Origin of the sequence: Streptomyces sp. NPDC102283 (assembly GCF_044766265.1) — a bacterium.
Lineage (GTDB): Bacteria > Actinomycetota > Actinomycetes > Streptomycetales > Streptomycetaceae > Streptomyces.
The window spans coordinates 196,058-215,320 of record NZ_JBIWLQ010000008.1; the positions used below are offsets into that span (position 1 = coordinate 196,058).

Annotated in this window: 16 protein-coding genes and 2 pseudogenes; 8 read left to right on the plus strand and 10 right to left on the minus strand. The window is 65.5% G+C overall.

The genetic code is table 11. From position 1 onward, the window contains the following. The first annotated feature begins 74 nt into the window (after nucleotides 1–74). Complete coding sequence (locus tag ACIRJT_RS18145; protein ID WP_403910324.1) at nucleotides 75–1,319, plus strand: restriction endonuclease; 1,245 nt, start codon at nucleotides 75–77, stop codon at nucleotides 1,317–1,319. A 208-nt stretch (nucleotides 1,320–1,527) separates the two neighbouring features. Here the strand turns inward: ACIRJT_RS18145 and ACIRJT_RS18150 are convergent, their stop codons facing one another. After that, complete coding sequence (locus ACIRJT_RS18150; RefSeq protein WP_403910326.1) at nucleotides 1,528–2,259, minus strand: hypothetical protein; 732 nt, start codon at nucleotides 2,257–2,259, stop codon at nucleotides 1,528–1,530. 421 nt (nucleotides 2,260–2,680) lie between these two features. Here ACIRJT_RS18150 and ACIRJT_RS18155 point away from each other — a divergent pair, with 421 nt between their 5' ends. Next, complete coding sequence (locus ACIRJT_RS18155; RefSeq protein ID WP_319755266.1) at nucleotides 2,681–2,851, plus strand: helix-turn-helix domain-containing protein; 171 nt, start codon at nucleotides 2,681–2,683, stop codon at nucleotides 2,849–2,851. On the opposite strand, the gene ACIRJT_RS18160 is transcribed toward ACIRJT_RS18155, so the two are convergent. Both ACIRJT_RS18160 and ACIRJT_RS18165 read right to left on the minus strand, forming a co-directional pair. After that, complete coding sequence (locus ACIRJT_RS18160; RefSeq protein ID WP_403910328.1) at nucleotides 2,827–3,015, minus strand: hypothetical protein; 189 nt, start codon at nucleotides 3,013–3,015, stop codon at nucleotides 2,827–2,829. The two genes, ACIRJT_RS18155 and ACIRJT_RS18160, sit on opposite strands and share 25 nt — an antisense overlap. Next, nucleotides 3,012–3,203, minus strand: coding sequence for a hypothetical protein (locus ACIRJT_RS18165; protein ID WP_360450599.1), 192 nt, complete (start codon nucleotides 3,201–3,203; stop codon nucleotides 3,012–3,014). The genes ACIRJT_RS18160 and ACIRJT_RS18165 overlap by 4 nt, the downstream gene beginning before the upstream one ends. A 508-nt stretch (nucleotides 3,204–3,711) precedes the next feature. Here ACIRJT_RS18165 and ACIRJT_RS18170 point away from each other — a divergent pair. After that, nucleotides 3,712–4,092, plus strand: coding sequence for a hypothetical protein (locus tag ACIRJT_RS18170; RefSeq protein WP_360501188.1), 381 nt, complete (start codon nucleotides 3,712–3,714; stop codon nucleotides 4,090–4,092). Nucleotides 4,093–4,117: 25 nt separating this feature from the next. On the opposite strand, the gene ACIRJT_RS18175 is transcribed toward ACIRJT_RS18170, so the two are convergent. The 3 genes from ACIRJT_RS18175 to ACIRJT_RS18185 all read right to left on the minus strand — a co-directional run bounded on the left by ACIRJT_RS18175 (nucleotide 4,118) and on the right by ACIRJT_RS18185 (nucleotide 6,060). Continuing rightward, complete coding sequence (locus ACIRJT_RS18175; RefSeq protein ID WP_403910330.1) at nucleotides 4,118–4,669, minus strand: hypothetical protein; 552 nt, start codon at nucleotides 4,667–4,669, stop codon at nucleotides 4,118–4,120. A 207-nt stretch (nucleotides 4,670–4,876) separates the two neighbouring features. Then, nucleotides 4,877–5,227 carry a hypothetical protein gene (locus tag ACIRJT_RS18180; RefSeq protein WP_403910332.1) on the minus strand — a complete coding sequence of 117 codons (351 nt, stop codon included), beginning with the start codon at nucleotides 5,225–5,227 and terminating at the stop codon, nucleotides 4,877–4,879. Nucleotides 5,228–5,658: 431 nt separating this feature from the next. Next, nucleotides 5,659–6,060 (minus strand): hypothetical protein, encoded by a 402-nt coding sequence (locus ACIRJT_RS18185; protein WP_403910333.1) that lies wholly within the window; start codon nucleotides 6,058–6,060, stop codon nucleotides 5,659–5,661. A gap of 127 nt (nucleotides 6,061–6,187) precedes the next feature. On the opposite strand from ACIRJT_RS18185, the pseudogene ACIRJT_RS18190 reads away from it, so the two are divergent. After that, nucleotides 6,188–6,978, plus strand: a pseudogene (locus ACIRJT_RS18190) (transposase). Between the two features lie 859 nt (nucleotides 6,979–7,837). On the opposite strand, the gene ACIRJT_RS18195 reads toward ACIRJT_RS18190, so the two are convergent. Both ACIRJT_RS18195 and ACIRJT_RS18200 read right to left on the minus strand, forming a co-directional pair. Further along, nucleotides 7,838–8,551, minus strand: coding sequence for a protein kinase (locus tag ACIRJT_RS18195; protein ID WP_403910335.1), 714 nt, complete (start codon nucleotides 8,549–8,551; stop codon nucleotides 7,838–7,840). 193 nt (nucleotides 8,552–8,744) lie between these two features. After that, nucleotides 8,745–9,512, minus strand: coding sequence for a DUF6338 family protein (locus ACIRJT_RS18200; RefSeq protein WP_360502882.1), 768 nt, complete (start codon nucleotides 9,510–9,512; stop codon nucleotides 8,745–8,747). Between the two features lie 142 nt (nucleotides 9,513–9,654). Here ACIRJT_RS18200 and ACIRJT_RS18205 point away from each other — a divergent pair, with 142 nt between their 5' ends. Next, nucleotides 9,655–12,513, plus strand: coding sequence for a CHAT domain-containing protein (locus ACIRJT_RS18205; protein WP_403910337.1), 2,859 nt, complete (start codon nucleotides 9,655–9,657; stop codon nucleotides 12,511–12,513). Nucleotides 12,514–12,557: 44 nt separating this feature from the next. Here the strand turns inward: ACIRJT_RS18205 and ACIRJT_RS18210 are convergent, their stop codons facing one another. Next, a complete protein-coding gene (locus ACIRJT_RS18210) occupies nucleotides 12,558–13,178 on the minus strand; it encodes a hypothetical protein (RefSeq protein ID WP_403910339.1) in 621 nt (206 codons plus the stop codon). Between the two features lie 367 nt (nucleotides 13,179–13,545). Between ACIRJT_RS18210 and ACIRJT_RS18215 the strand changes: the two genes are divergently transcribed. The 3 genes and pseudogenes from ACIRJT_RS18215 to ACIRJT_RS18225 form a co-directional block, all read left to right on the plus strand. Further along, nucleotides 13,546–15,402, plus strand: coding sequence for a DUF4357 domain-containing protein (locus tag ACIRJT_RS18215; protein ID WP_403910341.1), 1,857 nt, complete (start codon nucleotides 13,546–13,548; stop codon nucleotides 15,400–15,402). Next, complete coding sequence (locus ACIRJT_RS18220) at nucleotides 15,399–16,595, plus strand: McrC family protein (protein ID WP_403910343.1); 1,197 nt, start codon at nucleotides 15,399–15,401, stop codon at nucleotides 16,593–16,595. The genes ACIRJT_RS18215 and ACIRJT_RS18220 overlap by 4 nt, the downstream gene beginning before the upstream one ends. A gap of 10 nt (nucleotides 16,596–16,605) precedes the next feature. After that, nucleotides 16,606–16,878 (plus strand): annotated as a pseudogene (locus ACIRJT_RS18225) (heavy metal transporter CzcB); the annotation flags it as partial. Between the two features lie 716 nt (nucleotides 16,879–17,594). On the opposite strand, the gene ACIRJT_RS18230 reads toward ACIRJT_RS18225, so the two are convergent. Beyond that, the gene (locus tag ACIRJT_RS18230) at nucleotides 17,595–19,124 is read right to left on the minus strand and encodes a helix-turn-helix domain-containing protein (protein ID WP_403910345.1); all 1,530 of its coding nucleotides are present in this window, start codon (nucleotides 19,122–19,124) and stop codon (nucleotides 17,595–17,597) included. Nucleotides 19,125–19,263 lie beyond the last annotated feature (139 nt).

Genomic DNA, 19,263 nt, shown 5'->3' on the forward strand with positions numbered 1-19,263 from the left:
CGACGAATTCATGGTGCACTCCGCACCGGGAGCAAGGTTTCGCCCCGGAACCCTCGGCTTGCACGCATGAGTTGATGCAAGATGGCATGGTGTTAAATCTCCGCAGCGACCCTCGTACCTCCGCTGCTGTCCGCGGCAGCGGCTGGGTAGCCAACTCACCACAGGCCGAGCAGTTGCTGACGCATCTGGCGCCCGGTGAGCGGGTCGAGTCACTCTTCACCACTCTCCGGTTCCACGGCGCGCTGACCGGTCATCGTCTCCTCCTGTGGCGGGGCACCTTCAAGGTGGAACACATGGAACTGCGCCGTCCCCTCACCATCCTGGGGAGTGGGAGTCAGTCGCGTTTCGGCGAGGCGGTCGTGCTCGACGGCCCAGAGGGGGTGATGGAGCTCAAGCCCCTTTCGCCGGTGCCGGCCCGTGCTTTGATCGACGCCGGTCGGCCTGGTGATGACGACGGCCCGGGCACTCCTCCGTACCTCGCACAGGGCGACAGCGACGCCTCCGGAATTCCCCGAGCACACCCGGGGAATCCAGGCCGGATTTCCACGCCTTTGCATGCGAAGGAATCCACCGGCTCACAGGAGAGGACGTTCCGCGCGAGAACTATTCGCACATGGCAGGACGCCGAGCTCGCCGCTGTCGACCACATGCGCAGTATCGGCTTCGCCGAGGCGCAGGTGACAGGTTCCGGTGCGGACGGGGGTATCGACGTGATCGCCCACGATGCCATTGCGCAGGTGAAGCACTACGGTCAGCCGATCGGTGTCGGCCCCATCCGAGAACTGCGGGGGGTGGCGGAGGCGCACCACCACCTGCTGTTCTACGCGTCCGGCGGCTATACGGCCAGTGCCCTGCAGTTTGCGGACGAGAGGGGGGTCGCGCTGTTCTCCCTCCTGGAGCTCGGCCACATTACTCCAGTCAACCCGGCAGCGTCTCGGCTGTCTGCTCGCCAGGACCGGACCGCCGGATGGAGCCGGACGACGCCCAGCTGGAGTCACGTGGGCTCCGGGCGCGGGCAGTCCCCGAACTCGCGCGCGATCCAGCGCGCCGCTGAGCTGGAAGCCCAGCGCCAGACCGTGCGCCGCCTGATCACTAGCGTCCGTGCGCAGACGGGTGTGGTTCACGCGCTGCCGTCCAACCGGTTTACCAAGGACCGCATCAAGACACTGAACGCAGCGCACAAACTGACGGAGCGAGCGGAAAGCCTCCTGGCCAAGTCGCGGGCGGACTTCCAGACCCACGGCGGCCGGAAGCGACTCATCGCCATGGCCGACGAGAGGACCCGCGAAGCTGCCCTGAAGCTGGGGATGCGTGTCTGAGGGCACGGCAGACAGGAGGCTCTGTTGCTCTCATGGACCGTCAGGGGCCCGGCAGGGAGATCGTTCCTGATTCGGAGCTTGAGTCCCCCCGGGCACGGAGGCTCTTGCTACTGCCGCAGATCCGGGGCTACCGGCCCATCGCAAGGGATGGGTTCCTGAGGCCCGTCGACTGCGCTGAGGAAGACCGTAGCTGCCCGAAGTATCGAACCTACCGGTTCAGGTCACCTGACGGCGCACCGAACCTGCCGGCCCTACTGCAGCGTTGGGCAGGAGGAAGGCCGGCATTGGCCGTGGGCTCGGAGGGCTTCGTAGATACGCGTTGCCGGTCTTGTCGTCCGAGCGCAAACCCCACCATGAGTGGCCACACACTGTTCAAGGCGCTGACAGCTCGGCCCGGACGGACTTGCCGCCGGGTGAGAAGAACAACAGAGATCAGCAGAGGGCGGTGGCCACCCCCCTGCGCGAGCACATGGGCCCGAAGATTGTCGAAGACCAGGCGCAGCGTGGAACTTTCGAGCAGCCTGCGACGGTCGTGCAGCCAGTCCAGCAAAGACGAGGCGTTCACGTCCTTTACGCGCATCTTCCCCACTGCGGTAGGAACGACGTGCAGGTGAATCCGCTCCTTGTGGCGTCGGTAAGTCCGTGGATTCTTGTGTTCGTGCCCCTTAAGCCACGTGAGGGCGAGTTCACCCACCCTGACCTCGCCGGCACGAGGGTTGATGTACGAGCCGTCGTCCACTCCGGACCGCATCTTGGTCTCGTGCCTGCGGGCTTCGACCTCGGTGCGGAACAGCTCCGTCTGCTGGACATCTTCCCGGTTGCGCCATCGGGCCTGCCACCGCTTCCCCGTCCCGTGATCCCGTGTCGGGACTTTGCCGTGTTCCTTGCAGGTCGACTCCCCGCCTTTCGGGCGCGACTTGTGCCAGCGGTCGTACGGCATCGACTCAACTCCTAGTTTCCAACGGCCCTTTGAGTCTATTTGTGGACTCTTTTTAATCAGGGCCATCGTCGACGGCGAGATTGTCTGCCCGTTCATCGCGCCCTGAGTGAATTGGATGTTGATCCAGGCGAGCTGAAGATGTCAAATGCATTCTTGGGGTCTTCGCGACAAAGGGTGCAGAGCGGTAGAGAAGCATTCACCGGTGTCCTTCGAGAGTTCGCAAGAGTCGTAGGCATTTCGTCGAAAGTCCCTCTGTTTGCTCTGGCCGGAATTTAATGCAAACGTTCCGTGCACCACCACGGCGGAATACCGCACACGTGGTTCTTTCCTGCCCGCTTCGAACCGTTCTGGAGTGCCCATGCGTCGAACCACTGCCCGCGCGGAAGGAGCCGCTAGTGGCGCGGGGGCCCGTTGTCCCTTGATGAGCGCGGAGGAGCTGGCCGACTTCCTGGGCGTACCTCTGAATACGGTCTACATATGGAATCACCGACACCAGGGTCCGCGAGCCCACAAGGTCGGCCGCTATTTGCGCTACCGCTGGTCGGAGGTAGAGGCATGGCTGGAAGCTCAAGCAGTGAATCGCGCGACCTGATCGACCAAGATTGGCTGGCGCCGCCGACCGACGAACCAGCCCTTGTTGTCGTCGTATCCGAGTTCTTCAAGGCCCTGGCCGGGTGCTGTGCTCAGGTCGAAGCGTCCCAACTCGACTACCAGCCGGTCGCGTTCAGCTTCCTCTTCGTGCGTCGTCGTGATCACGCATCCAGCCCGAAGTACGCCTCGACCGTGGTCAGCACGAACGCCTTGCGCCAGTTCTTCCCCCGGCGCTTGACGATGACGATCGACTCCACGCGTTCTGGGTCGATGTCTCGGTGCTTGGCGAAGTTGACCCGCTCCACCTCGGCTTCGTCGAGGAACGGGCCCGGCTCGAAGCGCGCGTTCCCCACGCAGACACGGCCACGCTGACGATGCCGCGCTTGCGACCGGCCAGCTCTTCCAGGAGCCGGATCTCTTCGCGGGTGAAGTAGACGGACCCGGAGTCCCGGCCGTGGGCGTCGGACCAGGCGAGCGTCTCGTCCCCGGCCCGGCTCTGGGTGTAGCCGTTGGGGTTGCGTACGTACCGTGCGGCGGACTTCAGGACCAGTGTGCGCACGAGGCGGGGCAAAACCTCTTCGGGCCACTCGCGGCCATACGTAGCCGCCAGGTCGGACGCGTCTTCCGGCGCGCCGGCTGCGATCCGCAGCTCGTCGGCGTCGAGGTCCCAGTCGAGACGGCCCCTCAGCTCGTCGAGGGTTGCATAAGACACCCGCCCTCCTTCGTTCAGTGGGATCGACAGGACGTCACCTCAGTTTGTCCATTTCAGTAGACAGACTGTACATCTGGCTGAATGATGGAGGCGTGGCCGCAGACGATGACGCTTTCAGCAAGGCAGTGCGACGACGTAACGCCCGGGGGATGACCTACAGCCAGATGGAGGCAAAGACTTGGGAGGTAGGGGGCAAGGAGGGGAGCCGGTCAGCGGGGTGGTGGAACAACATGGCTAACTACCAGATGGAGACGCCACCCGGGCCGAAGTACATCCCAGGCATTGCCAGCGTGCTCAAGATCTCCGAGCGGCGCGTAGAAGAACTCGTCGCTGAGCAATGGTATGGAGTGCGCCCCGACGACGAGGTTCCCGAGCCCGTGCGAGACCTTGTGCCCCTGCTCGCGGACGTTGACCCCGCAGACATGTCAACAGTCGAAGAGCTCCTGGTAATTCTTGGGCACAAGCATCATCTCGACAAGCAACGTGCGGAGATCGAGGCGGGGGGCGAGGGCGGCAGCGAGACTGCCTGAATCCCCGCCCCCGCCACCGGCTGGGTTAGGCGTTGGCCGGGTCGGTCTCCGCCTTCATGCCGGACGGGGTCCACGCCTTCGCGTCCGAGACGCCGGTGATCCGGCCCAGCTCGCTCGCGGCCTCGGGGTAGTCGCTCTTGCCGTCGAGAGTCAGCTTGATGCCGCGAACGAAGTGCTCTTGAGTGGAGACGATCTCCTTCTCGGTGGTCTGGTCCCAGCCGACCGGCACGTCGGGTACCGATCGGAATCCGGCGTACGTGTTCACGACTGAGCGGTCCTGCATGTAGAGCGGGTCGTAGTCACGGACCCACCGCAGCGCGATGGACTCGAAGCTCGTGGTCGCGCCGTAAGGAACGGACTGCGGGACACTCGGTGCACCGGAGAGGAAGATGAAGCCGGACGAGGAGAACGCATAGGCCGCATCGGACGGGATTGTCTGGTCGACCACGATGTTGAAGCCGAAGCGCTGACCGATCGAGGCGGTGCGGAGCGCGGTCTCGGCCTCGCTATCACCAACGTTCTGCGCCAGGTTGAGCTTCTCGTCGCTCAGGAGCGCCGACTCGAACTCGGTACCCACCAGGAGGTACCGGCCCCCCTCGGGGCATGGAAGGCGTTGAGAACCCGGCGGGCCTCAATGAGGGCACCGCGGAGTGCCTGGCCGGCGTTCCCGATGGTGACGTTGTATGCCTGGCCGGTCAGCATGTTGACGGCCCGGTGCTGGAGGCCGCGAGCGATGGCCTTGGACTGCGGGCGCAGAAGCTTCGACGAGTTGTCGATGTCGAAATCATTCTGCTCGTCGGTAAGCTTGACGGGCCGAGTACACGTTGCCGCCGAAGGTGACTGCGAGGGTCCGCTCCGCGTACTCGTCGAAGACGATCGGGGAGCTTCGGTCGTTGCGCCATGCGTAGTCGTGGAAGGGGAGAATCCCCTCCACCTTCATGCTGATCGTGTCGTTCTCGGCACCCTTGAGCTGGTCGACGCCCTGCTTCTGGAATAGGTTCGGGATGAGAAGCTCCTGCTCCAGCATTCCGACTGCGGCGTTCACGAGCTTCTGGGGCTTGACGACCTCGTGCTGTGCGGTGGGAATGTGCTTTCCTCCTGGGTGATTATGGCCAAGTGCGGCCCTGAGCTGCACGGTTGGTGATGCCGTGCGCGTCGGGGTATCGTGTCTGCCGACCCCGCCAAGGAAATCTGCCTGAAAGAGGCATTCTTTGGCGTGGACGGAATCCGTACGAGCGAACTGATTCCTAAACGCTCCGAACCGACGAAGTTGAATTGGTTAAGGAGATTTAGGTGGCAGGGCTGTACGTGATAATCGCGCTACTTGTCGGGGCCGTTATCGGCTTGTTCGTTTCGAACGTGGCGCAGGCCGCCGGCAAGGAGGTGCTGACTAGCGCTTCCTACGGTGGAACCGCATTTTTCGCTACTGCGACGCTGGCGCTCGTAGCCCTTCAGGCGGCTGGCGTCCTGTCTGCCCCTGGTTAGTACTCCAGCTGTAGATCGTGATCTTGAGGAGGCGGCCACCTCGAGTTGAGCGGTCTCATGCTGGAATGGGCGTCTCGCGGGTCACTTGCTCGAGCCGGTGATGACGACGTCGATGGCGCTGGCGTCTGGCCCCGGTGCGTTCACGGCGACGCGTACGTTGAACTGGCCGCGGTCGCCCACTCGGTGCACGAAGCGGGTCTGCTGCTCGACATCGCCGACTGCGATGCGCCCGTCGGACAGCAGGAGGGGGCCGTCGAAGACGGTGGTGAACGCCGGGTCCGGGCGTTGGACCTGCGGGTCATCAGTCGGTACGAAGAGGCGCACCTTGATCAGGCCCCTTTGGGGTCGAACCCTGACGGCCACGTGGGTGTCGCAACTGGCTGCAGGGGCGGCGTCCAGAGCGAGGGAAAGTGGCACCCAGTCGGTTGCCCCGAGGTGCAGAACGGGGTGATTGACGTAGATGTCGACGCCAGCGATCTGCATGGTGTTCCTCCTGCCCGGTATGGCTGCGGCCACCGTTGATCATCAGTGTGTGAAGACAAACGATCATGCGGTGGCCGCAGGTCACAGCGTAGACCCTGCCCGCTGGCAGGAGGGGTTCGAGGGCCTGATGGGACGCATAGCCGGACGGTTCGCGCGGGTGGAGGCCCGGCGCCGGGCGGGACGGCTGGTGCTCGGGCTGCTTTCGGACCTGCCGCGCAAGAACTGCTGGACGATCGCCGAGTGGGCCGGGGAAGCGACACCGCATGGCATGCAGCATCTGTTGTGCCGGGCGTCCTGGGACACCGACGTGGTTCGGGACGACGTACGCGACTATGTCGTGGAGCATCTGCACGACGAGCGGGCAGTCTCGTCGTCGACGAGACCGGCGACCTGAAGAAGCGGCCAAGTCGATGACTGCCCAGTCGTAGAAGCGGTGCCCTTTGACCCCGGTCCCGGCCGACAGACTCCGGACCGAATCATCACCAACTGCTGATCCGCCGCAACCGTACAACCGGCGAACGGGCCTACTACCGTTGCTCCTCGCCCGCTCCGGCACCCCTTGCCACGCTGGTCCATGTCGCCGGGTCGAGATGGAGAGTTGAGGAGACATTCCAATCGGGGAAGGGTCTTGCGGGACTGGACGAGCACCAGGTGCGCCGCTTCACCTCGCGCTGGGTCACCCTGGCCATGCTCGCGCACGCTTTCCTGGCGGTCACCCGTGCGGCAGAACATGCCCGCCATCCCGCTCCGGACGGGTTGGTCCCGCTCACCTGCAACGAGATCCAGCGGCTGTTCACGGCGCTCGTTGGCCCCGCTCCCGATTCGGTCCACCGGCTGCGCTAGTCCCTCTGGCGGCGCCGCCACCAGGCCCGATCCAGAACCAGCCACTACCACCGACAAGCCGCCTGTCAGACATGAAGATCACGATCTACAGCTGGAGTATTAAGAGGGTCTCCGACCTGCGTCGGAGGCCCTTTCCGATCTTTCGGGGGCTTGCTGCGTTAGGCAGCGGAAAGTCCCTCGGAAGTCCCTCAGACAGGGCTGAAAGTTCCTGAAAAGTCCCTGCAGCGAAGGGCGGATGACGCGTCTGCCTGGGTAGGGGCGACGTGGAATCACGTGTCGTTCCATCCCGCAGTTAGGACTGCCGTGAGGTGCCTGCGGCGGAGTGTGCGTGGTCTGGTTGCTGTTCATCGTTACAGATCGTTGCCTACCCGTGCAGCCTCGGGGACCATGGATGCAGTGGTCTTGCCGGATGTTCTCCCTGGCATACCGGTTACCCGACAGAGAGACGGACCAAGACTGTGAACGACGACGAGTTCGCCACGGAGCTACCGGAGGCCGAGGACTGGCTCACGCGGCTCAGGGATGCGCAGCACCTCGGGAGCCCGGTGTGGCGGCCGGCCGACATCCCGGGCTCCGACCTGGCGTTCCCACCTGTCGACAATGGCCTGGACTACCTCGTCAGCGTGGTGGACCATCTGGAGCCCGACGAGGAAGGTGAGGCGCCCAGCGCCCGCGCCCTCAAGTACGCCGTGCTGCACCTGGAAGCTGCTGCCGAAGTGCTGCTCAAGGCCCGACTGGAGGCGATTCACTGGACGTTGGTGATCGAAAGAATCACGAACGCCGTGACCTGGGACAGGTACACGAAGGGCGAGTTCAACAGCATCGGATCGGCAGAGGCTGTACGTCGGCTGCGGGACATTGCCGGCGTGGAGATCTCCTCGAAGGGCGCTGGCGCCCTCGCATCACTGCATGGGCTGAGGAATAAACTTCAGCACTACGGGCTGAGCGCCAGGCGCGAGGAGATCGAACCATTTGCTGCCACCGTCCTGGACTTCCTGGTTGCGTTCGTGGACGAGCAACTACTTCCCGTCCTAGGCCTGTCGGACCGTTCCCGGGCCGACAACGATATGGCGCCGTCCGCCAGGGCCTCAACCGGATTCAGGCATATGTGGACGAGCGCATGGCGCGCCTCCGTTCGGAGCTTGCAGGGCTGGAGGACCGCACGGTGACGTGTCCCCGGTGCTACCAGGACGCTGCCGTCGCCGGCGACGGCGAGCCCCCGACGACCGTCCGCTGCCGCGTGGAGCAGACCCTGCTTGTGCACCGTCGCCAGCGCCTCCGCGAGCGTCGCGCCGAGCGAGGCGGTGAGCAGGGCGTCGAGTGGGCCGTGGCTGCCCACATGCCTGCTCAGGTCCAGCCCCTCGACGTACTCGGTCGCCAGCCACGGCGGGTCCGCCTCCGGATCGGCGTCCAGAAGGGCGGCGATCCGAGCCCCCCAGACCGTCTTGAGGATCTCCACTTCCTGAGCGAACCTCAGCCGGGTCTCGTAGTCCACGACGGACGGCTTGATCACCTTCACGGCGGCCGGTTCCCCGCCCGGCGACTCCCCCAGATACACCTGACCCATGCCGCCCTGCCCGATCCGCCCGAGCAGCTCGTATCCGCCCAGCTCGGCTGGGTCGTCGGGGCTGAGGGGCGCGATGTGCACGTGAGGCCTCACATTCGGGACAAGCGAGCCGGGGCAGGTGTTCATCGTCACGCTAGACCACGCACCGAAGGGAGGAGGGGCCGGTCAACTCAGGTGATGATGGGCCATGACCTTGGCCACGGCGAAATACGCGGTCGCTGTGTACGGCGGACGCCTGTCGCGTCACTCTTCGCCGGCCGTGCCGGTGTCCGGCTCAGCGATCGGAGGAGGCGTGGGCGGAGCCTGCGTCGGCTCGGGACGGCTGCCGACGGGCCGATACCCCCTCTTCTCGTTGGGGTCGAACTGCGGTCGCGTTTCGGTCACCTGTCGTGTCTCCGTCTCCGTCGTCGGTCACGGGAGGTACTTCGACGAAGTCGAGGAACTCCACATCATCCATCCGAATATAGATCCCGCCGGAATGTTCCAGTGGGCGTTCGAACAGTCCGGTCTCGGACACGGCCCACGTGGTCTGCAGATACAGGTCTGCGGCTTCCGGGTAGCTCGACGTGTAGGACCTCTCCCCGTAATAGCCGCCTATCCAGGTACCGCTCTTCAGACGAGCACGTACCAGACAGTGGCTCCGACGCTGGAAGACCTTGTCCCATGCCGTGGGGACCGGATCATAGGTGGATCGACTTCCTCGCGAGCGCAGCCGGGAGGTGAGCCACGCGGCGACGGCCGGCACCACGATCAACAGGGTTGTCGCGGTCAGCGCGGCGACGCGAGGGTTGTCGGCCGCGCCGGCCAGCCAGCCCTGGCGACGGTCATAGACGAGGCGCAGCAACCATGGGCCGGCGAGCAGGACGTAAAGGGTGTCGAGAGCGATACCTGCCGTCACCGCTCGGAGTATGCGCTCTCCGAGATCTCTGTGACCTGGCGTCAGACCACGGGCGCGTTCGCGGACGAACTGGTAGGTCACGCCGGGTAGTACCAGGAGAAGAACGATCACGACCTGGGTGACCGTTGTGGGCGCATGCGGCATCGCCGTGGATCCTTCCGGACAGCGGGTGCGGGAGCTTCGCACCCTGACGGCCTGATTTTCCGCGATCTCGCGGTGACTTGCAGGTGCCACAGACATACTGCCGTGGTAATTGCTCATCGTTGGGGATGCCGGGGGTCGACCGATGCGAGACAACCTGTTACGGATGCGAACCGCTTGGGTCGACGGCCTGGCAGCTCAGGTCTGTCGCAAGCTCCGGCCCGAAGCATGCCGTTCCGACATGTTCCCCTCGTGGGTCGCGGATGATCAACTGGCCCTTGCTGCCGTGATGCTCCGCATCGCTGTGGAGGACATCAGAGGCAGTTCTCCGCAGACCATCAGCGATCACTTGCGATCGACCGGCCTCGTCGTCCCCGGGATGCCCGAATCTGTCGTGGTAGGCACCCTCGTCATGCCTGTCCTGCGCACGGTTCGCAGGCGTGGGGCGCCGTGGGAGCGGTGGTGGGACGTGGTCGGCCTCCATGAACTGCTCGTCGAGTTGTGGGCAGGGCGCCGGCTGTCGACTCATCCGGTGGACACGGTCCACGATGAGCTCACGAGGGTGTGGCGCGTTCCGGACTGGCATGTCGAAGTCGTCCTCCTCAACGCGGTAGATCCATTTGCCTCCTTGCCTCCGGACTTCTTTCAGGAGTCCGCCACCGGAACGGCGAAGGCGTGTATGCACGCCCTCGTCGCCGGAGGCTGGATGAAGATCACCATCGCTGAGGATTTCCTGCGAGCCAGGCCGGGGCTGGCTGACAGACCGGACCTCACGGAGGTCGCGAAACGCCTGCACCACCGCATCGATCTGGAAGAGACGGTGCGTCGCGTCAGGAATCTTTCAGCAGAGATCTCGGCGGGTCTACGCAAGGATCTCGATGCGTGGGATGCCCAGATGGATCAGCTGAGATCCCATCTGACGGGACATGAGTTCACGCTCATGACGCCCACGACGAGCGATGATCGGTACGGAGAAGAGTGCTTGGTTGAGGGCAGGGGCTTGCATCAAGCCCAACTGATGCTGGAAGACGCTCTGTTGTGGGAACCGAATTCCCTTGCCTCGAATTCTTCAGTGCCCGACTGGATGGTCGAGGAAATCGTCACCTGCGGTACGCGCTTCTTCCATGCACAGGCAGGTCCTCACCCTGTCTGGTTGGCTGCAGCCGAGACAGACACGCATCTCGCCGCCACACAGGCGTTGATGGAGCCGGGCGCCCAGTACGCCTTCGAAGTCGAGGACTACGACGACGGCCTGAGGTTGTGGTTTGTATATCCCACGCCCCTGGATGACCCGGGCCCTCCGCTCAGAGCCCCGTACACCTACTCCCTGTCCTGGGTGGAACACGCCTGGGAGCTTCTGCATCTCGCGACCGTCGGATATGCCCGCCTCAGCGTCGTCCGGCTTGTCGGCGACGGCGAACTTCAGGCCGTGGGCAGCATCTGGCTCGCGATGCCGGAAGGGGTGCGCGCCCGGAGCAAAGAGGCCGCGATCACAGCACTTCGTCGGCTTGTCGGCGATGAGACGCAGACGATGAAGCAGAGGATTGCCCTCGAAGGCAACGATCAGGCCGCAGAGGTGGCTTTCCGGAGTTGCGAAAACGCGAAGGGCGAGGATATTCATGACGAGCTCGCCCTGGTGTCCGACGCTGCTGAGTACCGGTATTTCATGAGATCCGCACGTCACCTCGCTCGAGTGCGTGCTCGACATGCCACCCGATTGCTCGACGGGGAAAATGCACATGAGGTGAAAGCGGAGTTGAAGGCCGCTGTCGAGGACAGGCAGCGCACTCTGGAACTCCTCCGGGCGGCTGTGGACCGACGGAACGGCAAGGCGAGATCAAATGACCGCCCTGACAATCCTCTGCTGGACGAACAAACGGTGTTCGTCCACCTGATCAACCGGCATGGCAGACTGCAGCTCGCGGCATGCCGGACTCGTGCGGGCCGCTCGCGCTTCGATCTGGTTTCGTGCGAGGAGTTCCCCCTCACGTATCTCGCTGACGCGGTGAGTGAATGGGCACGACATTCACTGGATGACCCCGGGCGTATCTGGCACGACTATCTGGAACAGCTGGTCACCGTGTGCGGTGAGCTGGCGCAGGCCATCATCGAGATGGCCGCGCCCCATGAATTCCGTCGGCTGCTGCTCAGCCCCACGGCTCCGCTGGAGCTACTGCCGCTGCATGCCGCTCCACTCGACAGCGCGCGCACTTTGACATTGAACGATGCCTTTGATTACGTCTCCTACGCGCCTGCAGCCCGTCTTGTGTCCGCGATCCAATGGTCCCAGCGGAATGTAGCCGCGGTTGAGGTGCTAGTGGTGGCGCACGGCGGTGGCCACATTCCCGACCTGGCCCCGATCGGCGGGCCGCTGTACGAAGCCGACCTGATCGCCGGCCTTCACGACAGCGTGGAAGTACTCACGCAAGAGGAGGCGACCCCGGCCCGTGCTCTGCGCGCGATGTCCAGGGCGCGAATCGTCCATGTCGCATCACATGGCCTTACGCACCCGGATCGTTGGGCTGCCGGACTTGCGTTGCAAGGCAGTTCACTCGGAGAAGCCGCACTCACCCGGGGCGGGATCCTCGCCGATGGCGCCTTCTCCAGCGTCGACCTGGTCATCCTCAACGCCTGCAGAACTGGCACGCATGAAGGCACCGGTCGTACCGTACAGACCCTGCGCAGCATCGAGTCCGCGTTCCTTGCCCGCGGCGCAAAAGCGGTCATCTCCACCCTGTGGGGCATCACTGACCTGCAAGGTATCGCCTTCTCTGCTTTGCTCCACGCGCATCTCGGTGCCAGCGCGGACCCCCACACCGCTCACGCCGAAACCGTCCGCTACCTCCGTGGACATCAGTGGCGAGCGCCCTCTCGCACAGGGCCCGCGCTCTCCGCCGAATCGGCCATTGACTCGGTGCATCCGGACTGGCGAAGCTACCTGGACCAACAGGTTGCCGAGAATCCGCTGTTCTGGGCGGCATTCAAGATCACCGGAACTGTGTGAGCGCGTCTGTCACGGAAGCGGAAGGCTTTGGCCTGTCGATACTCCTAGCTCAGATCCCGTCGGCGCTCTGCCAAGCACCTCTGCCACAACTCGTACGAGTGCCATGCCTCGCGAAGTGACTCACCGGCGAATCGCTTGTCGGCGAAGCCGACCGAAGCGACCTGGTCCACTACGGTCACCAGATGTAAGGCCACCCGAACGATCCGTTCCGCGTGCACGAGTTTCAGCAGGGGCCTCAGTTGCTCTTCGCGGCCGGCCACCGCGAGCAGATCCGAATAGTCGTCGGGCTCGGCGTAGGCAGACGGGAGCTTGGGGAGGCCGTCAGCGGTGAGGCGGACGACAGCAACAGGCGTGAACGCATCCCGGTTCTCCCTGCCCAGTACACGGTTCAGCAGCCGACGGGTTTCATCGGTGCTCCGCACCCCGGCAGCGACAGTCTCCAGCTCCTCCAACTCGGCGGGGATGTCCGCAGCGGCCTCCGCCGAGAGATGGACACGCAGGCGGCCCGCAACCTTCCCACCGGCCTCCGAGGCCTTGTCGATCACGTCGTCGCACGCGTCGAGTTCGGCGAACGCACGCTCAGCCGTCCGCACCGAGGCTCGAACCATCTCGGCCGGGTCACACTCGAAGCCGCCCACCGCCTGTACGAGCTCCGTCACTGACATGCCCAGTGCTGCGGGCAGAGGCTCCGCCTGCGGCTTCCCCGTCGCCGCTGTCGTTCCGCTTCTCACTGTTCCCCCTCATGATCGTGCCCCATCGGAACAGATCATGGGCGCAGCCCGCTTCGGAAGGCAATCCGGGCTCCGATCGCTGGCCGGAAACGCTCCTACGGCTGTGATCCGGGCACGCACCGCCCGGAGAATGCCCGAATGCCGTGTCAGGGGACCGCCTTGCAGCCGTCCGGGCCAGATGACGGCTTCCGCAGCTGCGCCCGAGGGCCGGTTTGCCGGGACCGTCCGAACTACATTCTGAGCGGCCAGGACCTTGTCTCGCGTAAGTTCCTGAACCTGACCTGAGCGACTGAGGAGACGGATGACCGAGGAGTACCCGGAGTTCCTGCTGCGCCTGCCGCACGGCGGGCCGTCGGCGCGCGGGCGGCTGCTCACTGAGAAGGGGACCAACGGCAGCCAGAAGATGGTGGTCCTGGCCGGTTCGCCGGCCCGCCCCGAGGTCGTACCCTCCTTCCCCTTGCGGATGCCGTCCTCCCACCGGCTGCGGGAGCAACTGAGGGAAGAGGGCACGATCAAGGAGACGACGACCTGGCCCGGGTGGCTCGAGGTGGTCAGCGACGTTGAGTGCAACTCACCGTCCGCCGCGGCGGAGATCCTCCTCGGCCGCAGCGCCAACGGCTGGCTGGAGTGGAAGACAACCGACGGTCGGCCGCTCGCCGACTTCCTGGAACAGGCATCGGCCGGCCCCAGCCGAGCCTGGCTGGTCCGCGACCCCAACGTCACCGACATCGCTTCGGCCGACCAGGAGTGGCTGACTGAGGGACGGGTGACGCTTGCCGCGGACCGGCTGAGGCCAGGGGTTGCCCCGGGCGTCAGCAAGGAGCACTTGCGCGCGATCGTGGACGAGGACTACGAATCCGCGGTCGCCTACAGCCAGAAGGCCCGGTTCGTCGACGAATTTCATGCGTTCCTCTCCCGGATGAGACCGGGTGACACCGTCTGCGTGTTCCCCGGCGGCAAGTTGTACGTGGGTGAGATCACCGGGAACGCGGAGCAGGTCGCCGCAGAAGACGGACGGAGCGTTCTGCGGCGCCCGGTGGAGTGGAGCGAGGGCTATCCGTACGAAGAGCTCCCGGAGGAGCTCCAGCAGAAATTGAACGCCGGACACGAACTGGTCGATCTGACGGCAGTCAAGGGCATCCTCGACGGGCTCTGGTTCTCTGACGAGGAACTGAAGAAGGCGGCCGAGGAATCCGCCGACACCTCCGGCGTCGCGCTTCAGGCCATCGCCGCCCGCCGTGAACTGGACTTCCCCCACCCCGATGAGGCGCTGCGCAGGAAGCTCAACGTTGACAAGCTCGAGTGGCTGAGCGAGGTACGGGACCTGCTCTGGGACGAACGTCAGCTGATCTTCTACGGGCCGCCCGGAACGGGCAAGACCTACCTCGCGCAGGAAGTCGCCGAGTTCCTAGGCGGCGGCCCGGAGCAGGTCAAACTGGTCCAGTTTCACCCCAGTTACGCCTACGAGGACTTCTTCGAAGGGTTCCGGCCCCGGGAAGACCCGGACACACACGAGGTCGCGTTCCGGCTGACCCCCGGCCCGCTGCGCGAACTGGCCGACCTCGCCCGCCTGGAGGGCAACCGGCACATCCCGCACTTCCTGATCATCGACGAGATCAACCGCGCCAATCTGGCCAAGGTCTTCGGTGAGTTGTACTTCCTGCTGGAGTACCGCAAGAAGTCGGTGCGGCTCACCTACTCGGGCGAGGACTTCGCCCTACCTCGGAACCTGTTCGTGATCGGCACGATGAACACCGCCGACCGGTCCATCGCGCTGGTGGACGCGGCGATGCGACGGCGGTTCGCCTTCGTGGAGCTCTCGCCGAGAACCGAGCCCACCAGCGGACTTCTGAGGCGCTGGCTGGAGGGCGAGGGAAAGGACGCCGAACCGGCCGACCTGCTCGACGCCCTCAACGCCCGTATCGACGACGCCGACTTCCGGCTCGGGCCGTCCTACCTGATGAAACCTGGCGTCTACCGCGAAGGCGGACTGGAACGCACCTGGCGGACAAAGATCCTGCCCCTGCTGGAAGAACACCATTACGGGGAAGGCGTGGACATCGAGAAACGGTACGGGCTGGCGGCGCTACAGGCCGCCGTGGCCGCGCGCAGGGCACCGGAAGCGGATGACTCCATCGAAGGCCCCGGCACGCCGTGACCGAAGTTCACCTCGTCGAACACGCCCCGGCGAAAGTCGTGTCCCTCCCGGACGCGGCAGGGCGGGCCCTGGCCGCTTCGAAGATCGTGGACGCCGTACCCGATCCGTACGAGCCGGCGCTGTGGCGGCTGCGGGCAGGAAGCAAGGTCGGGGCCGTGGCGCTCGACGTCCCTGGAGGCGAGACCGTCCGGCTGCGGATCACGCCCAAAGTGCCCATCGAGCGCCTGTTCTTCCTTCTTGGCTACAGCCTCGACCCGCGCGGCTGGCGGGACGGAGCGGTTGACGCCGCCGGACACGACGAACTGCTGCCCGCCTTTGCCCACGCAGTGGAGCGGCAGACGGACCAGGCACTACGGCAGGGGCTGCTGCAGGGCTACCGGCCCACCGAAGCCACGGCGTTCGTCGTACGAGGCCGGATCCGCGAAGCCGAGCAGATCCGGCGCCGATTCGGTGCCCCGCTACCGGTGGAGATCGCGTACGACGAGTTCACCACGGACATCGCTGAGAATCGCATCCTAAGGGCCGGAGTTGAACGACTGCTGCGCCTGCCCGGCGTGCCCCGAGCCGTACGCACGCGTCTGATGCACCAGCGGGCAAGACTTGGGGACGCCACCCCACTCGTGAGGGGGCAGGCGGTCCCGGGATGGCAGCCGAACCGTCTCAACGCCCGGTATCACCACGCCCTCCATCTGGCAGGCCTGGTGCTGGACGGGGCGTCGGCTGAGCATCTGCCGGGCGGGCTGCGGATGAACGGCTTCCTCTTCGACATGAACAAGGTCTTCGAGGACTTCGTCTGCGTTGCGCTCCGCGAGGCCCTGACTGCATACGGCGGGCACGCCACACTGCAGGCCAGGAACATCCACCTGGATGAAGGCGGCGCCATCCGGATGCGACCGGACCTCGTCTGGTACGGGGAGTCCGGAGTTCCGCTGGCTGTGGCCGACGCGAAGTACAAGGCGGGCAGACCGCAGGGCTATCCCGATGCCGACCTCTACCAGATGCTGGCGTACTGCACCTCCCTCGGGCTGAAGAACGGGCACCTCGTGTACGCGAAAGGCAACGCACCGCACGCCGGCCACATGGTTCGCCATTCCGGCATCGTGCTGCACCAGCACGCTCTCGATCTCGGCCAAGCCCCGTCGGTACTTCTCAGCGCGGTGAGTGCTTTGACCGTGAGCATGGTGCGACCGTGACCGAACACGCATCCTGCCCGGCCTGATCGCCGACCTCCGGCCGGCCGCCAACGAAGGGGACGACGGATACGCCCGCGCCGCGTTGCTGGCCACGGCCTACCAGAACTCGACCAGCCTGCTGCTCAAACAGCACGACCAGGGCAACGCCTGGCTCGCGGTCGGCCGAGCGATGGCTGAGGCCGAACGCTCCAGTGGCCCCGTGGTCCTCGCCTCAAGCGTCCGCGTACAGGCCCACGTCATGGCCCGCGAGAAGCACACCGCCCCGGCCGTCACCCTCGTCCGGCGGTGACGGGGTTACGGTCAAGTACGCCACGTACTCAGGGACAGTCTCCGGGGTAGCAGGCAGCGGCCGCCGACCGACGCTCGCGCACCAGGCAGTGAAGGCGGCCATGTCGGAGGAGTACATCAGGCGGGTGGAGTCGGTCAGCTGTCGGTCGGTCTCGGCGGTCCCCACGGCTATGTGCTGAGGGCCAGAGCCTGGGGCGCGGAGGCTTGTCACGCTGCTCATCGTAGGGCGGCCCGACACCCCGCCGGCCCGGACGTCATGGCGGGTGCTCCCACGAGGTGGGCGCAGGCTGAGCCCGTGACACGGCGCCCGTCTACGACAGAGGACCCGCGCCCACGTGGTGCGGGTCCTCTTCTGCGTGGCGAAGTGGTCAGCCGGAGGACTCGGATGCGCGGCCGGACCCCGGGCTGCGTCGCGAGGCCGGAGACGTCGGGCAGATGACTGTTCACCTCGTCGACCACACGAGGTCGGCGTGGCACGACCGACATCGGACGTTGCGAGGCCACTTCGGCGAGAACCCTCCGTGATGGCTGACGGATGCTCAGTCATCTCTGACGCATCATCAGCCGTTCAAGATCATCTTGCACGTGCGTTGCACAAGGTGCTGAAAAACAACAGTGATCAGTGGAGGGTTGTGAAGTGCATATCCGCAGGTCAGCTGGCATGTTGAGGTGTTGTGCCCCTTGCCTTCAAGGGGCACAACACCCCGCCCGTCAGATGTCCCGGAAGATCTCGATCTGCGCGCCCACCGAGTTGAGCCGCTCGGCCAGCTCCTCGTAACCGCGGTTGATCACATAGACGTTGCGGAGTACGGAGGTGCCCTCCGCCGCCATCATCGCCAGCAGCACCACCACGGCGGGCCTCAACGCCGGCGGGCACATCATTTCCGCGGCGCGCCAGCGGGTCGGGCCCTCTACCAGGACCCGGTGCGGGTCGAGGAGTTGGAGGCGGCCGCCGAGGCGGTTGAGGTCGGTGAGGTAGATCGCGCGGTTGTCGTAGACCCAGTCGTGGATCAGGGTCTGGCCGTGCGCGGCGGCGGCGATCGCCGCGAAGAACGGGACGTTGTCGATGTTGAGGCCGGGGAACGGCATCGGGTGGATCTTGTCGATCGGCGCCTCCAGTTTGGAGGGCCGCACGGTCAGGTCCACCAGGCGGGTGCGCGCGTTGTCGGCGGCGTACTCCGGGGTGCGGTCGCAGTCGACGCCCATCTCCTCCAGGACCGCGAGCTCGATCTCCAGGAACTCGATCGGCACCCGTCGGATGGTGAGTTCGGACTCGGTCACCACCGCGGCGGCCAGCAGGCTCATCGCCTCGACCGGGTCCTCGGAGGGGGAGTAGTCCACGTCCACGTCGATCTGCGGGACCCCGTGCACGGTGAGCGTCGTCGTGCCGACCCCGTCGACCCGCACGCCCAGCGCCTCCAGGAAGAAGCACAGGTCCTGGACCATGTAGTTGGAGGAGGCGTTGCGGATGACGGTCGTACCGTCGTGGCGGGCGGCGGCCAGCAGGGCGTTCTCGGTCACGGTGTCGCCGCGCTCGGTCAGTACGATGGGCCGGCCCGGGGAGACGGAGCGGTCGACCTGGGCGTGGTACAGGCCCTCCGTGGCGGCGATCTCCAGGCCGAACCGGCGCAGCGCGATCATGTGCGGCTCGATGGTGCGGGTGCCGAGGTCGCAGCCACCCGCGTACGGCAGGGTGAACTGCTCCGTCCGGTGCAGCAGCGGACCCAGGAACATGATGATCGAGCGGGTGCGGCGCGCGGCGTCGGCGTCGATCGCCTCCAGGTCAAGCTGCGCGGGCGGCACGATCTCCAGGTCCACGCCGTCGTTGACCCAGCGGGTGCGGACCCCGATGGAGTTCAGCACCTCCAGGAGCCGGAACACCTCCTCGATCCGGGCCACCCGGCGCAGGACCGTCCGACCCTTGTTGAGCAGCGAGGCGCACAGCAGCGCGACGCAGGCGTTCTTGCTGGTCTTGACGTCGATGGCCCCGGAGAGCCGCCGGCCGCCGACGACCCGCAGATGCATGGGTCCGGCGTAACCGAGTGACACGATCTCGCTGTCGAGTGCTTCACCGATGCGGGCGATCATCTCAAGGCTGATGTTCTGGTTGCCACGCTCGATGCGGTTGACGGCGCTCTGGCTGGTGGCGAGCGCCTCGGCCAGCTGCGTCTGTGTCCAGCCCCGGTGCTGACGGGCGTCACGGATGAGCTTGCCGATGCGTACGAGGTAATCGTCTGACATGACGGCAGGTTATCTCAGATATGAGATGAGGCTGCTGTGGGGGTGTGCCGTTCGAGTGACGGGTGTGTACCGGCTCCGCGCAGGTGGCCTCTCCTCCCCATCGTGGCGCGCGCCGGAGTGAAGGGCGCGGTCCGCGCGT